Genomic DNA, 14444 nt, shown 5'->3' on the forward strand with positions numbered 1-14444 from the left:
CCGGCGGCCTGTCGGCTAATGTCAGTTGCATGCGCCGTGAACACCCCGCCTGGAAACCTGACGTTCTCGGCGACGGGTTCCGCAGCCTGACCCTCGAGCTGGGGGAAGACGATGAAGGCCCGGTGGTTGCCACCCTGGTCTCGCACTGCCCGGCGGTTCCGTCCGTCCCGGTCGAGGGCAAAGTGGATGCCGTCCTGTACCTGCACGGATGGAGTGACTATTTCTTCCAGACGGATCTGGCGCGGTTCTGGGCCGCCCAAGGTGTGGCCTTCTATGCCCTTGACCTGCGCAAGTACGGCAGAAGCCTGCGCCCGGGCCAGTCGGAGGGCTATGTGGGCGACCTGGCGGAGTACGACGCCGATATCGAGGCAGCGCTCGAGGCAATGGAAGCGGACCTCCAGGCCCGCTGCGGTGCCGGCATGCGCACCACGCTGATGGCGCACTCAACCGGCGGGCTGGTCGCCGCGCTCTGGGCGGACCGTTTCCCCGGGCGCCTGCAGGCACTGATCCTGAACAGTCCCTGGCTGGAGCTCAGCGGCAGTTCCATGCTGCGCTTCGCCACCAACGGCCTGCTGGAACCGGTCGCCCGCCGCCGGCCCCGGACACGGCTGAAAATCCCGGAGTTCGGTTTCTACTTCCGGAGCATCAGTTCGGCTATGGACGGAGAGTGGGACGTGGATCCGCTCTGGCGGCCGCCGTTCAGCTTCCCGGTCCGTGCCGGCTGGCTCAGGGCTGTGCTCGCGGGCCACGCGCAGGTTGCCCGGGGCCTGGACATCCGGGTGCCGGTGCTGCTGCTGGCCTCCGCGGCCTCCACCATCGCCCCTGCGTGGAATCCGCTGATGCTGCGGACCGACAGCGTGCTGGACGTGAACCTGATGGTTCAGCGCGGCGTCCTGCTTGGTCCGGAAATCACCGTGTACCGGTTCGACGGCGCCCTGCACGACACCCTGCTGTCCGCGCTGCCGGTCCGCACCCGGGTCTACGAGGGAATCCTGCGGTGGTCCAGGGCCTTTATGCTCCCGCGCTAGCTCCGGCCTTGTCAGCGGCAGGAGCAGCAGCCTGGCCGTCCGCTTCGCCGGCGTCCGTGCCCCCGGCCGCCTTGTCGACCGCACCGCCGTACCTGCGGTCCCGGCGGGCGTAGATCTCCACGGCTTCCCACAGGGTCCGCCGGTCCACGTCCGGCCAGAGCGTATCCATAAAGACCATCTCGGCGTACGCGGACTGCCAGAGCATGAAGTTGGAGAACCGCTGCTCTCCCGAGGTGCGCAGGAACAGGTCGACGTCGGGCAGGTCGGGTTCGTCGAGGTACTTCTGGATGGTCTTCTCGGAAATGGATCCCGGCCGCAGCTTGCCTTTCTGGACGTCGGCGGCAATGGCGGCAACGGCGTCGGCGATCTCGGCCCGGCCCCCGTAGTTCACGCACATGTTCAAGGTGCACACGGTGTTGCTGCGGGTTTCCTCTTCGGCGATCTCCAGTTCCCGCACCACGCTTTGCCACAGCCGCGGGCGGCGCCCCGACCAGCGGATCCGTACTCCCCACTCGCTGAGCTGGTCCCGCTGCCGGCGCAGCACATCCCGGCTGAAGCCCATCAGGAAGCGGACCTCCTCCGGGGACCGCTTCCAGTTCTCGGTGGAGAACGCATACACGGAAACGTGGCGGATACCCATCTCGATGGCGCCTGCCATGACGTCCAGCAGCGCGGCCTCGCCGGCGCGGTGCCCCTCGGTCCGGGGCAGGCCGCGCTGGTTCGCCCAGCGGCCGTTGCCGTCCATCACGATCGCCACATGGGCGGGCACCAGTTCGGCCGGAACCTGCGGCGGGACCGCACCGGAGGGGTGGGGCGCAGGCCGGCTCGCGGGTCCTGCCGGTTTGGCGGCGGAAGATTTTGAACGCAAGGTCAGACACGCTCCACATGTTGAAGGGACCGCAGCACCCGTTCCAGGTGCCACTGAAGATATCCGGCCACCAGGCCGGCGGATTCATGGCGCGGCTGCGGGCCGGAGGCGTCGGCAGTGGGCCAGTCGCCGGTGAGCAGCGCCCCCAGCAGCACCATTGTTTCCGGGGACGGCGACGCCGAGCCCGGCGGGCGGCAGGCGGGACAAACAGCGCCGCCCAGCGGGGCGGAGAAGGCGGTGTGCGGGCCTGCGGCCCCGCAGCGGGCACAGTCGGTAAAACTCGGTGCCCACCCGGCGGTGGACAGGGCGCGCAGCAGATAGGAATCCAGGATCAGTTCCGGGGCGTGGGAGCCGCGGCTGAGTGCCGCAAAGGCGCCGATCACCAGCTGGTAGTGGGCCTTCGCGGATTCGCCGTCAATGTCGGTCAGCCGCTCCGCGGTTTCGGCAATGGCGGCCGCCGCCGTGTAGCGGGCGTAATCGGCTGCGATGCCGTGCCCGTAGGCGCCCTTGGTCTGGGCCTGGGTCACAATGTCCAGGTTCCGGCCGTGCGAGAGCAGCAGTTCGGCGACCATGAAGGGTTCCAGCCGGGCACCGAACTTGCTGGAGGTCCGCCGAACGCCTTTGGCCACGGCACGCACCTGCCCGTGCTCGCGGGTGAGGAGGACGAGGATGCGGTCCGCTTCGCCCAGCTTGTGGGTGCGCAGGACAACCGCGTCATCCCGATAGGTGCGGGATGCAAAGGATTTGGCCACGGAACCTATTTTCCCATGCCCGGGCACGCCCGGCGGACCGCTTCCGCCCGGCGTGCCTCCGGGCGGCCTAGGACTGGTCCCGGATGGCCCGGTTCACGGCCGAGATGACTGCCTTCAACGCGGACATGGTCGTGTTGGGATCGATCCCGACACCCCACAGCACCCGCTCCCCCACGGCCAGCTCAACGTACGCCGCAGCGTGCGCGTTGCCGCTGGCGGACAAGGCGTGTTCGGTGTAGTCGAGCAGCCGGACGTCGATTCCGTCCTGGCCCAGGATTTCCAGCAGCGCCGCGATGGGACCGGTTCCGCTGGCCATCCGCCGCTTCACTATCCCGTCCGTGCTCAGGGCGGCGGTGAGGTTGAAGCGGCCGTCGGCAGCCGTGTCCGCGTTCACCGAAGTGAGCTCGTAATGTCCCCAGGCGGCGCCGTCGGACTCCGGTGTGTTCGGCAGGTACTCGTCCTGGAACACCTTCCAGAGCTCGGCTCCGGTGATCTCGCCGCCGGCGGTGTCCGTGCGGCGCTGGATCACACCGGAGAATTCGATCTGCGCGCGGCGCGGCAGGTCCAGGTTGTGCTCGTTCTTGAGCAGGTAGGCCACGCCGCCCTTGCCGGACTGGGAATTCACCCGGATCACGGCTTCGTAGCTGCGGCCGATGTCCTTCGGATCGATCGGCAGGTAGGGCACGCCCCACTGCAGCTCGCCCACCGTCCTGCCGGCGGCGGCGGCTTCCTTCTCCATGGCTTCGAAGCCCTTCTTAATAGCGTCCTGGTGGGAGCCGGAGAAGGCGGTGAAGACCAGGTCTCCGCCGTACGGAGACCGTTCGGGCACGGGGAGCTGGTTGCAGTATTCGACGGTGCGGCGGATCTCGTCCATGTCGGAGAAGTCGATCTGGGGGTCAATGCCGTGGCTGAACAGGTTCATGCCCAGCGTCACCAGGTCCACGTTGCCGGTGCGTTCGCCGTTGCCGAAGAGGCAGCCTTCGATCCGGTCCGCGCCGGCGAGGTAGCCCAGTTCCGCCGCTGCGACACCGGTGCCCCGGTCATTGTGCGGGTGCAGTGACAGGATCACCGATTCACGGTTGGCAATGTTCCGGTGCATCCACTCGATGGAGTCTGCGTAGACATTCGGCGTGGTCATTTCCACCGTCGCCGGCAGGTTCAGGATCATCTGCCGGTCGGGAGATGCCTCCAGCACTTCCCCGACGGCGTCGGAGATCCGCAGGGCGAAATCCAGCTCCGTGCCGGTGTAGGACTCGGGCGAGTACTCGTAGGTGACGTCGACGCCGCGCAGCTGCTCCTCGTACTTTTTGCACAGGCGCGCACCCGAGAGGGCAATATCGACAATGCCGTCGCGGTCCGTGTTGAACACAACGCGGCGCTGCAGCACCGAGGTCGAGTTGTAGAGGTGGACAATCGCCCGGTCTGCGCCCTCGAGGGATTCGTAGGTGCGCTCAATCAGGTGTTCCCGGGACTGGGTGAGCACCTGGATGGTGACGTCATCGGGGATCCGGTCCCCCTCGATGAGCTGGCGGACAAAGTCAAAGTCCAGCTGGGAGGCGGAGGGGAAACCGACTTCGATCTCCTTGAAGCCCATCTTCACCAGCAGGTCGAACATCTTGTGCTTGCGTTCGGGCGTCATGGGATCGATCAGCGCCTGGTTTCCGTCCCGCAGGTCCACGGCGCACCAGCGCGGTGCCTTGGTGAGGACCTTGTCCGGCCAGGTCCGGTCCGGCAGGTCCACGGCAATCTGTTCGTGGAAAGGGACGTACTTGGAGATCGGCATGCCCGAAGACTGCTGTGCGTTACGCATGGTGTTGGTTTGGCCTTTTCTAGTCGATCATCAGAAAGAGTGGCCGGGCAACACAGACTCCGCAGCGAGGGGCGGCCTAAGCAGGTGCTTGTGTGGCCTCGCCGCGGCAGCTAAGGAGGAGGATCTCTGCGTGCACGTGACCAGACTAACATGCAGCCGATCCCGTTTGCCGAACGGCTAGTTCCCAAACGCCGTCTGGCACGTAACCTGGGCCGCGGTTTGCCCGTCCAGGTCACCCAGATCGCCCAGGTCCCCCATGGTGGAGCCGCTGGCGAAGTCCGCGCCGATCTCCACCGACACTCCGGTGTAGGCGGTGCTGAGTACCACCTGCACGCCCGGAATGTTCAGTGTCCGGGCCACTTCCAGGGCCATCTCTTCATATCCGTAGCCGTAGAAGATCTGGGTGGCCGGGCTCTCGGACTCGGCTGCGCCGCCGGCAAGTGCCTGGGTGAACCCCTTGGAAGTGAGGTACCCAAGGACCGCGGCGTCGCGGCCGGCGGTGCCCGAAGCGTTGACGAGCGTCACCGGAACCGCAGCGGGGTCCACGGCCGGCGCGGCAGGTTCCGCCGTCGCGGGGGTGCCCGCTTCAGCCGTATCAGTGGCCGCCGGGGACGGGGTTTCGCCCGCACTGATGCCCTGGTCGGAGACCAGTGCATCGAAGAGCGGCTGGGCCTTGGCTTCGTCGAGGACCAGCCGGTTGGTGTCGTATTCGTACGGCACTACGGGAGCCGTCACGAAGGCAACGTTCCCGAGGTCAACGTCTTTGAGGCGGGTTGCCAGGGAGACCAGGTCGGGGATGTTCGCAAGCTCTTCGTCCACGGTGAGGTTCTTCGTGACGGTTTCCGCAATCGAATAGAGCTTGGGCAGGTTGTTCAGCGTTCCCTCCTCCTTGACCTTCCGCACCATGGAGGCCAGGAAGCTTTGCTGGGCGCGGATGCGGCCTTCGTCGCCGCCATTGCCGAACCCGTGCCGGGTCCGGAGGAAGGCGAGGGCCTGCTCGCCCTGGACGCTGCTCACTCCGGCCGGCAGGTTCAGGCCGGAGAGCGGGTCGTCAACGGGCTGGTTGACGCAGACTTCCACGCCGCCGAGGGTGTTCGACAGTTCCTTCACCGCATCGAAGTCGGCCATCATGAAGTGGTCGATCGACAGGCCGGTGACCTCGTTGATAGCAGCAACGGTGCAGCCGGGTCCGCCGTTGCCCAGGGCACCGTTCAGCTGGCCCAGGTCCATGGCGTCATACACCGCGCCGGACGCGGGATCCTCGCATTCCGGCAGCGGGACCAGGAGGTCCCGGGGGAAACTGACCACGGTGACGTTCGAGCGGTCCGCCGTGAGGTTCACCAGCATCATTACGTCGGAGTTGTTCGAGTCCTGCCCGTCCCGCTGGTCGGTACCGAGCACCAGGATCTGCATGGGATCGGTGTTGGCGTCCACCTGCTCCACCTGGGTGTCGTTCGACCCGAGGTTCAGGGGCTGGGTATCGAAGTTGCCCCTCAGCCTCAGCAGCTGGACGGCACCGAAGACCACCCCGCCGACCAGAACCAGGGCCAGCGCCGCGGCGATGCCTTTCAGCAGCGGATGGCCTGCGGCGGCTCCGCTCGAGAGGTGCCTCCCGCCCGGTTCCGCTGAACCCTTACCTGCAGTCGGTTTTCCCAAGGGGCCGCCGCCCGTTGCGGCACGGCGAGATGACATAGCCGGTCCCCTTCATGAATCAATGTGCTCAAACGAATGCTTCAAAGTGTACGGCCAGCTCCTGTGGATACGGGAGCCGGCCGCTCCGGACTAGAAACCGAGCTTCACCAGCTGCTTGGGATCCCGCTGCCAGTCCTTGGCGATTTTAACGTGCAGGTCAAGGTACACCTTAGTGCCCAGCAACGCCTCGATGCCGCGTCGCGCAGTGGTTCCGACGTCGCGCAGCCGGGACCCGCCGCGGCCGATAATAATGGCCTTCTGCGAAGAACGCTCCACGTAGAGGTTGACCCGGACATCCAGCAGCTGGTTGTCTTCGCTGCGTCCCTCGCGCGGCACAATCTCGTCCACTACCACGGCAAGGGAGTGCGGCAGCTCGTCGCGGACGCCTTCAAGGGCTGCTTCGCGGACCAGTTCGGCCACCATCACGGCTTCGGGCTCGTCGGTCAGTTCGCCGTCCGGGTACAGGGGCGGGGACGCGGGCATGTGCCCCGCCAGGACCTTCGCCACGGTATCGACCTGGAAGCCGTCAGCTGCCGAAACGGGCACGACGTCGGCCCATCCTGCCTCGCCCAGCACTTCATTGCCCAGTGCGGTGACGGACATCAGCTGCTTGGCCAGCGCGGCGCGGTCCACCAGATCCGTCTTGGTAACCAGGGCAATCACGGGTGTCCGCTTCAGGGCCGCCAGCTGCGCAGCGATGTAGCGGTCGCCGGGGCCCACTGCCTCGTTGGCGGGCAGGCAGAAACCAACGGCGTCAACCTCGGCCAAAGTATCCGCCACCAGCTCGTTCAGCCGCTTGCCCAGCAGGGTCCGCGGCCGGTGCAGGCCCGGGGTGTCCACGAGGATCACCTGGGAGTCCTCGCGGTGGACGATGCCGCGGATGGTGTGCCGGGTGGTCTGCGGCTTGGCGGAAGTGATGGCCACCTTGGAACCGACCAGCGCATTGGTCAGGGTGGACTTTCCGGCGTTGGGCCGGCCCACCAGGGAAACGAATCCTGCGCGGAACTGCGGTTCAGTCATTACGGGGTACCAATTCTGTAGAGCGGGTGCGCGGAGCAGGGTTTCTGCCCTCATCGCTGATTTCTTCGTTTTCGGTGTTCCAGGCCAGCACATGCGAAACGCGGTTGCGCCGGCCCTCCAGCCGTTCGGCGTGCAGGGCGATGCCTTCGACCACTACCTCGCTGCCGACAATCGGGACGCGGCCCAGGGCCTTGGCCAGGAGGCCGCCCACCGTGTCCACTTCATCATCCTCCAGTTCGACGCCGAACAACTCACCAAGGTCGTCGATCCCGGTCTTGGAGCTGACCCGGTAGCGGCCGTTGCCGAGGCCTTCGATGTCGGGGCGCTCCGAGTCGTACTCGTCCACGATTTCCCCGACGATTTCTTCGATCAGGTCCTCCAGCGTAACCAATCCCGCCGTTCCGCCGTATTCGTCGATCACGATCGCCACGTGCGTTGATTCACGCTGCAGTTCCTGCAGCAGTTCGCTTACGGCCTTGGACTCGGGAACGTAGCGGACGCTTCGGGCGTAATCTTCGACCTTCTGCACCGAGGCGCGCTCCGGGTCACTGTGCATCTGCGCGGCGACGTCCTTCAGGTAGAGGATGCCCACCAGGTGGTCGGCGCTGTCCTCGATCACCGGGACGCGGGAATAGCCCGAGCGCAGGAACAGGGACATGGCCTGGCGCAGGGTGCTGCCGGCTTCGATGCAGACCATGTCCGTGCGCGGGACCATGACGGACCGGACTTTGGTGTCGCCGAGTTCGAAGACGGAGTGGATCAGTTCCGCCTCGGTATCCTCGATCATGTCCGCGTCGGACGCGCGGTCCAGCAGCTCGCGGAATTCCTCTTCCGTGAAGAACGCGGCATCGGGCCCCTGGGTGCCGGGGGCGACGGCGGTGCCGAGGCGGACGAGCCATCCGGGGATCGGCCCCAGGACGGTCCGCAGCACGCGGACCAGTCCGGCCGTGAGCACAACGACGGCCGTGACGTGCTTGCGCCCGATCTGCCGCGGAGAGACGCCCACGAGGACAAAACCGACGGCAGCCATGGTCACCGTGGCAAGCAGTCCCGCCAGCCAGATATTATCCAGCAGCAGCTGGAAGAGCGTCGCCACGGACACCGCCATGGCCATTTCGAACCACACGCGCCAGAACCGCAGCGCGTGCATGTGTGCCACCGGGTGCGCCAGGATGCGGCGCAGCGGGGCTCCTGCCTTGCCGTGGAGCAGCGCTTCGGCGTCCTGCCGGGGCAGGTAGCCGTAGGCCGACTCCGCGGCGGTGAGCAGGCCCGCCAGGACCATGAAAGCCATGGCCATGACGACGAGGACACCAATACTCAACTTCGGGTCTCCTTGGGTGCCTGTTTACCCAGGTAAGCGGAAAGGAGGCGGCGCTGGAGACCGAACATCTCCTTCTCCTCTTCCGGCTCGGCGTGGTCGTAGCCCAGCAGGTGGAGGACGCCGTGGGTGGTCAGGAGCAGCAGCTCCTCACCGGTGCTGTGGCCGGCGTCGGCGGCCTGCAGGGCCGCCACCTGCGGGCACAGCACAATGTCGCCAAGGACCCCGGCGGGGGTGATCCGGCCGGCGGTTCCGGGGCGCAGTTCATCCATCGGGAAGGACAGCACATCTGTGGGACCCGGCAGATCCATCCATTCGATGTGCAGCTTTTCTATGGCGTCCTCATCCACGAGGATGATGGACAGGTCTGCCTCCGGATGGACGTACAGGCTGTCCAGGAGGTACCTGCCCAGCCGGGCGAGTTCCTCTTCATCGACAGCCGGTGCACTGGATTCGTTGTTCACTTCGATGCTCATGCGCGGGCCTCCCGGTTGCGTCCGGCGTTGGCATGGCCGCTGCCGTTGGACCGGCCGCCCTCGGCGCGGGCTGCGCCGGAGCGCCGGACCTCGTCCCATTCGCTGTAGGCCGTGACAATGTCACTGACCAGGCGGTGCCGGACAACGTCCACTGCCTGCAGTTCCGAGAATGCGACGTCGTCGATGCCGCCCAGGATGTCGTGGACAATCCGCAGGCCGGAGGCGGTGCCGCCGGGCAGGTCCACTTGGGTAACGTCGCCGGTGACGACCATCTTCGAGCCGAAGCCGAGACGGGTAAGGAACATCTTCATCTGCTCGGGCGTGGTGTTCTGGGCTTCATCGAGGATGATGAACGCGTCATTGAGAGTCCGGCCGCGCATGTAGGCCAGGGGCGCCACCTCGATGGTGCCGGCCGCCATCAGGCGGGGAATCGATTCGGGGTCCATCATGTCGTGCAGGGCGTCGTAGAGCGGCCGCAGGTACGGGTCGATCTTGTCGCTCAGCGTCCCCGGAAGGAAGCCGAGCCGCTCCCCCGCTTCCACTGCCGGACGGGTGAGGATGATCCGGTTGACCTCTTTTTGCTGCAGGGCCTGCACTGCCTTGGCCATCGCCAGGTACGTCTTGCCGGTGCCCGCAGGACCGATGCCGAAAACCACCGTGTTGCGGTCAATCGCATCCACGTAGTTCTTTTGGTTCAGGGTCTTGGGCCGAATGGTCTTTCCCCGGGTGGAGAGGATGTTCTGCGTCAGGACATCGGCCGGGCGGTGGGTGCTCTGGTCCTTGAGCATGCTGATCAGCTGTTCGAGAACCTGCGGCGTGACGCGGGTCTGGTGGCGGGCCAGTACACGGACTTCGTTGACCAGGCGTACGGTCTGTTCCACCTCTGCCGCGGGGCCGGACACGGACAGTTCGTTGCCGCGCACCATCAGGCTTACCTCGGGATTTGCCGTCTCAATGATCCTGAGCGCCTCGTCATTGGCACCCAAAGACTGGACCATGTGTTCCGTCGAGTCAAAGACTATTGTCTGGTTGTCCAGCCGAATGGTGCCGATTTCCGTTGAAGATTCGGTCATATAGACGGCCCTTTCAGGCCTTTCATCGCCCCTTATAGAGTCTGGTTTTAAAGTTCTTCGAACTTTTTACGGTGGTGACGGCCGGTCCGGCCATCCGTCCCGGCAAAGTAAACGCCCTGGTACAGACGATTATTTCCGCGGGTCCCGGACGACGCGCCGCGCACCGCACGCTACCTAAATCTTACTTGATGTGCTCCCCGGCGAACCGACCGGCATCGGGTTTTTGTCTCGGCCCCGCAACGGTGATGTCTCAATCGTGTTTCAGTCCGGGCGCTGGCCCGTCCACGGCACGGGAAGGCCCCAAAGCATGTGCAAAGGTTGAAGACGTACGTTTTCGAGTTACCCCAGAGGAGGATAGATGGACGCCGGATCCAACGACGCAACGTCCTGTCTCCGAGGGCTTCGCCAGCGGTATTTCCTGGCCGGTTCCCTGTTGGCCGCGGCTGCGCTGGGGCTGGGTGGATGCGGCGTCTTAGCCGAGAATCCCACCATCACGATGCCGTCGTCCTTCGACGGCTCAGGGGCCTCCGCTGCTGCTCCGATGACGGTCTCCCCGCCGGCGGAGGCCAGTTCCGCCGGAACGCTCATGCCGGTGTACTGGCTGGGACGGAACGACTCGACGGTCAGTCTTTACCGTGAGTTCCTCTCCTCGGACAACACCGGTGATCCCATCGGCGAGGCAGTCCAGGCCATGACGGCGGCCCAACCGCTGGACCAGGACTACTTCACTCCCTGGCACGCGGCGGACAGCGTCACCGCATCCATTTCCAGCAAGAACGTCATTACCGTGGACATCTCCTCGGACGCGTTCAAGGGCTCCCTCGACTCGGGCATGGCCCACCGTGCAGTGCAGCAGCTGGTCTACACCGCCACGGCAGCAGCAGCCAACGCGGGGTTGACCACCGTAGGGCAGGAAAGCAGTGTGGCGATCCTGGTGGACGGCAAGGAGGGGTACCGCGCGTTCGGCCATGTGACCCTGGAGGAGCCGCTGCACAGGGATCCCGCGCTGGTGGCACCGATCTGGGTGATTGATCCGCAGGAATCCCAGATCCGGGGCACCGAGGTCGAGGTCAGCGGGACTGCGGTGGCGCAGACGGTTGAACTGCTCTGGCGGGCCGAACCCATAGTGGACGGCAGGCCGTCGGCCGGGGCTGCGGCTTCCGGCAGCGTGCAACTGGACAAGGCGCCCGGCAAGACGGGCGAATTCAGCTTCACAGCTTCCCTCGCCCCGGGCGAATACAGCCTCCGGGTCTTCTACAGCGGGCAGGAAACCGCCGGGGATTCCAAGCGCATTACGGTCTCTGCGTCCCGGGAGGATCCGGAGGGCTAGCCCGGCAGGCTTCCTACCAGCGGCCGAGCAGCGAATTCAGCACGGCCAGCGCTGCCGGACCTGCAGTGGAGGAACGCAGCACATGCGGTCCGAGCCGGACGGCGACCGCTCCGGCCCCGCGCAGCGCTTCCAGCTCGGCGGGGCTGATGCCGCCTTCCGGACCCACGACTACCGCTATGGAGGCGGAGGCCTCGTCCGGACCGCGCCTGCCAAGGTCACGCACCGCATCCGCCAGCGGCACGTCGGCCTCCTCATGGAGGACAAGGACGAGGTCAAGTTCCGCCAGCCTGGCCGGCAGGGCACGGCTGTCCAGCGCGGGCTCCACCGCAGGGATGCGGGAACGGCGGGACTGCTTGGCAGCGGCAAAGGTCAGGGCCTGCCATTTGGCCTGTCCCTTAACCGCCTTCTCGGCGCGCCACCGGACAATGCTGCGGTCGGATTGCCACGGGATCACCGTGTCCACACCCAGCTCGGTCGCAGCTTCCACTGCCTGCTCGTCCCGGTCCCCCTTGGCCAGCGCCTGGACCAGGAAGAACCGTTCGGGCTCGACCGGTTCGTCGATGACACCTGACACCCGCAGTTCCAGAAGCGACGCACCGGTTTCCGTTACCGTGCCGGTGAGCCGGCGGCCGGCGCCGTCGACCACGTCCACGCTTTCACCGGCTCCGAGGCGCTTCACAGATACAGCGTGCCGAGCTTCCGGGCCTTCGAGACGGAAGATGTCTCCGGGCCCGGCCGCCGCCACCTGCGCCGGGTCACCGAAGAAAATCGGGTTGGTCATCTCAGAGGTTGCCCAGACGGTCCCGCAGCTTGGCGAAAACGCCGTTGCCTGAACTGTTGAGCTTTCCCTCGCTGTATTCCTCGCCGCGCAGCTTGGCGAGGCGGCGGAGCAGTTCCTCCTGCTCTGAGTCCAGCTTCTGCGGGGTCTCCACATGCAGGTGCACCCGGAGATCGCCGCGGCCGTGGCCGCGAAGGTGCGTGACGCCCAGGTCGTTGAGGACGGACACCTCGCCGGACTGCGTGCCGGGCTTGACGGTGATTTCGCGTTCGCCGTCGAAGGTCTCCAGTGCAACGGTGGTTCCCAGCGCTGCGGCAGTCATGGGGATGGTGAGTGTGGCGTGCAGGTCGTCGCCGTCACGGAGGAACGTCGGGTCATTGTTGACGCGGATCTCCACGTAGAGATCGCCGGCGGGACCGCCGGCCATCCCGGCTTCACCCTGCCCGCCGAGCTGGATCCGGGTACCGGTGGCGACGCCGGCCGGGATCTTGATGGTCAGGGTACGCCGGTTGCGGACGCGGCCCTCGCCGGAGCACTCGTGGCAGGGGTCGGGGATGACGGTGCCGAAGCCGTTGCAGGTGCCGCAGGGTGCCGAGGTCATGACCTGGCCCAGGATCGAGCGGACCGCCCGCTGGACCTGACCGGTGCCGTGGCAGATGTCGCAGGTGCGCGGAGACGTGCCGGGCTGGCAGCAGGAACCGTCGCAGGTGGGGCAGACGACTGCAGTGTCGACGTCGATCTTCTTGTTGGTGCCGAAGACGGCATCCTTGAGGTCGATCCGGACGTTGATCAGGGCGTCCTGTCCGCGGCGGCTGCGTGAGGCCGGTCCGCGTCCTCCGCCCGGGGCGCCGCCGCCGAAGAAGGTGTCGAAGATGTCCTGGAAACCGAACCCCTGGGCGCCGAAACCGCCGCCTCCGAAGCCGTTGTCGTTGCCGTTCTCGTTGCCCGTGGTGTCGTAGATCCGCCGTTTTTCCGGATCGGAAAGAACCTCGTAGGCGTGCGATACGGCTTTGAACTCGTCCGAGGCGCCCGGAGCATTGTTGACGTCCGGGTGCAGCTTGCGGGCTAGCTTCCGGTACGCCTTCTTGATTTCTTCACCGGTGGCGTCTCGTCCGACACCCAGAACCTGGTAGTGATCGCTCACTCGTGCACATCGCTTTCCTGTATTGCGTGCCTTCAAACTTTGAAGACGGAGGTTGGGTTCCCGCCGGTTCCCCGGCAGGCGGGTCCGTAACTGCTGGGGACCGCGTTAGTTGTTCAGTATTCGGGACAGGTACCTGGCCACGGCTCGCACCGCTGCCATGGTGGTGGGATAGTCCATCCGCGTGGGACCGAGAATGCCGACCTTCGCGGTGGCGTCGGGACCGTATCCCGTAGCCACCACCGAGGCTTCCGACAATCCGCCGTACGGATTCTCCCGGCCGATCCGGACGGCAACGCCGCGGGCATCCTGTTCCATCTCCGACAGCAGCCGCAGCATCACCACTTGCTCCTCGAGCGCTTCGAGCACGGGACCGATAGTCAGCGGGAAGTCTACAGTGGAGCGGGCCAGGTTGGCTGTCCCTGCCATCACCATGCGGTCCTCGCGGTTGATGCCGGCCAGCTGCTCCAGGCAGTGCCCCAGGGAGTTGCCCACGCGCCTGCGTTCGGCCGGCACCGTGGCAAGGGCATTGGCCAGCTGGCTCGTGATGCTGCTCAGCGGCGTGCCTGCCAACGCGGACAGGAAGTGCTGGCGCAGGTCGCCCAGGTCCGGCTCCGTCACCGGCTGCGGAACGGTAATGACGCGCTGCTCCACCCGCCCCGTGGTCGAGATGAGCACTACCAGCACCTGCGCCGGAGCCAGCAGGACAAATTCAATGTGCCGGACCTTGGCATTGCCCAGATGCGGGTACTGCACCACGGCCACCTGGTTGGTCAGCTGCGACAGCAGCCTGACGGTACGGTCCATCACATCGTCGAGGTCGTCGGCTTCTTCCAGCAGCGACTGGATGGCGCGGCGTTCGGGAGCGGAGAGCGGCTTGACGTCGGAAATCCGGTCGACGAACAGGCGGTAGCCCTTGTCGGTGGGGATGCGCCCGGCGGACGTGTGCGGGGCGGTGATCAGCCCCTCTTCCTCAAGGGCGGCCATGTCATTGCGGATGGTGGCCGAGGAAACACCCAGGTGATGCCGTTCCACAAGTGCCTTGGATCCCACGGGCTCCCGCGAATGGACGTAGTCCTCAACAATGGCGCGGAGGACCTCGAGTCGGCGTGGCTCACTCATGGATTTCCCTCCCTGTTGATCGGCGGTGTGCTCGGC

Annotated in this window: 13 protein-coding genes; 2 read left to right on the forward strand and 11 right to left on the reverse strand. The window is 66.1% G+C overall.

Going from position 1 to position 14444, the window contains the following annotated elements:
- Positions 1 to 29 precede the first annotated feature (29 nt).
- Positions 30 to 1028, forward strand: a complete 999-nt coding sequence (locus NNX34_RS09560) for an alpha/beta hydrolase (protein WP_255766276.1) — start codon at positions 30 to 32, stop codon at positions 1026 to 1028.
- On the opposite strand, the gene NNX34_RS09565 is transcribed toward NNX34_RS09560, so the two are convergent.
- The 8 genes from NNX34_RS09565 to NNX34_RS09600 all read right to left on the reverse strand — a co-directional run bounded on the left by NNX34_RS09565 (position 1012) and on the right by NNX34_RS09600 (position 10037).
- A complete protein-coding gene (locus NNX34_RS09565; protein WP_370647251.1) occupies positions 1012 to 1896 on the reverse strand; it encodes an isoprenyl transferase in 885 nt (294 codons plus the stop codon). The two genes, NNX34_RS09560 and NNX34_RS09565, sit on opposite strands and share 17 nt — an antisense overlap.
- A gap of 2 nt (positions 1897 to 1898) precedes the next feature.
- Positions 1899 to 2648 (reverse strand): DNA repair protein RecO, encoded by a 750-nt coding sequence (gene recO, locus NNX34_RS09570; protein WP_227921472.1) that lies wholly within the window; start codon positions 2646 to 2648, stop codon positions 1899 to 1901.
- Positions 2649 to 2715: 67 nt separating this feature from the next.
- Positions 2716 to 4458 (reverse strand): 2-isopropylmalate synthase, encoded by a 1743-nt coding sequence (gene leuA, locus NNX34_RS09575; RefSeq protein ID WP_255766277.1) that lies wholly within the window; start codon positions 4456 to 4458, stop codon positions 2716 to 2718.
- 177 nt (positions 4459 to 4635) lie between these two features.
- Positions 4636 to 6150 carry an LCP family protein gene (locus NNX34_RS09580; RefSeq protein WP_255766278.1) on the reverse strand — a complete coding sequence of 505 codons (1515 nt, stop codon included), beginning with the start codon at positions 6148 to 6150 and terminating at the stop codon, positions 4636 to 4638.
- A 90-nt stretch (positions 6151 to 6240) separates the two neighbouring features.
- Entirely contained in the window at positions 6241 to 7170 is a 930-nt protein-coding gene (gene era / locus NNX34_RS09585; protein WP_255766279.1) for a GTPase Era, read from the reverse strand.
- A complete protein-coding gene (locus tag NNX34_RS09590) occupies positions 7163 to 8467 on the reverse strand; it encodes a hemolysin family protein (RefSeq protein ID WP_370647029.1) in 1305 nt (434 codons plus the stop codon). The genes era and NNX34_RS09590 overlap by 8 nt, the downstream gene beginning before the upstream one ends.
- 20 nt (positions 8468 to 8487) lie before the next feature.
- On the reverse strand, positions 8488 to 8964 hold the full coding sequence (gene ybeY / locus NNX34_RS09595; RefSeq protein WP_255766281.1) for an rRNA maturation RNase YbeY: 477 nt from the start codon (positions 8962 to 8964) through the stop codon (positions 8488 to 8490).
- Positions 8961 to 10037, reverse strand: coding sequence for a PhoH family protein (locus NNX34_RS09600; protein ID WP_255766282.1), 1077 nt, complete (start codon positions 10035 to 10037; stop codon positions 8961 to 8963). The genes ybeY and NNX34_RS09600 overlap by 4 nt, the downstream gene beginning before the upstream one ends.
- 358 nt (positions 10038 to 10395) lie before the next feature.
- On the opposite strand from NNX34_RS09600, the gene NNX34_RS09605 reads away from it, so the two are divergent.
- A complete protein-coding gene (locus NNX34_RS09605; RefSeq protein WP_255766283.1) occupies positions 10396 to 11367 on the forward strand; it encodes a GerMN domain-containing protein in 972 nt (323 codons plus the stop codon).
- 13 nt (positions 11368 to 11380) lie between these two features.
- Here NNX34_RS09605 and NNX34_RS09610 read toward each other — a convergent pair whose 3' ends face one another.
- The 3 genes from NNX34_RS09610 to hrcA form a co-directional block, all read right to left on the reverse strand.
- The gene (locus NNX34_RS09610) at positions 11381 to 12148 is read right to left on the reverse strand and encodes a 16S rRNA (uracil(1498)-N(3))-methyltransferase (protein WP_255766284.1); all 768 of its coding nucleotides are present in this window, start codon (positions 12146 to 12148) and stop codon (positions 11381 to 11383) included.
- Between the two features lies 1 nt (position 12149).
- The gene (dnaJ, locus tag NNX34_RS09615) at positions 12150 to 13289 is read right to left on the reverse strand and encodes a molecular chaperone DnaJ (protein WP_229951825.1); all 1140 of its coding nucleotides are present in this window, start codon (positions 13287 to 13289) and stop codon (positions 12150 to 12152) included.
- Positions 13290 to 13394: 105 nt separating this feature from the next.
- Complete coding sequence (gene hrcA, locus NNX34_RS09620; RefSeq protein ID WP_255766285.1) at positions 13395 to 14408, reverse strand: heat-inducible transcriptional repressor HrcA; 1014 nt, start codon at positions 14406 to 14408, stop codon at positions 13395 to 13397.
- Positions 14409 to 14444 lie beyond the last annotated feature (36 nt).

This window comes from Arthrobacter sp. zg-Y1116 (assembly GCF_024385485.1).
In the GTDB taxonomy this organism is placed as follows: domain Bacteria; phylum Actinomycetota; class Actinomycetes; order Actinomycetales; family Micrococcaceae; genus Arthrobacter_B.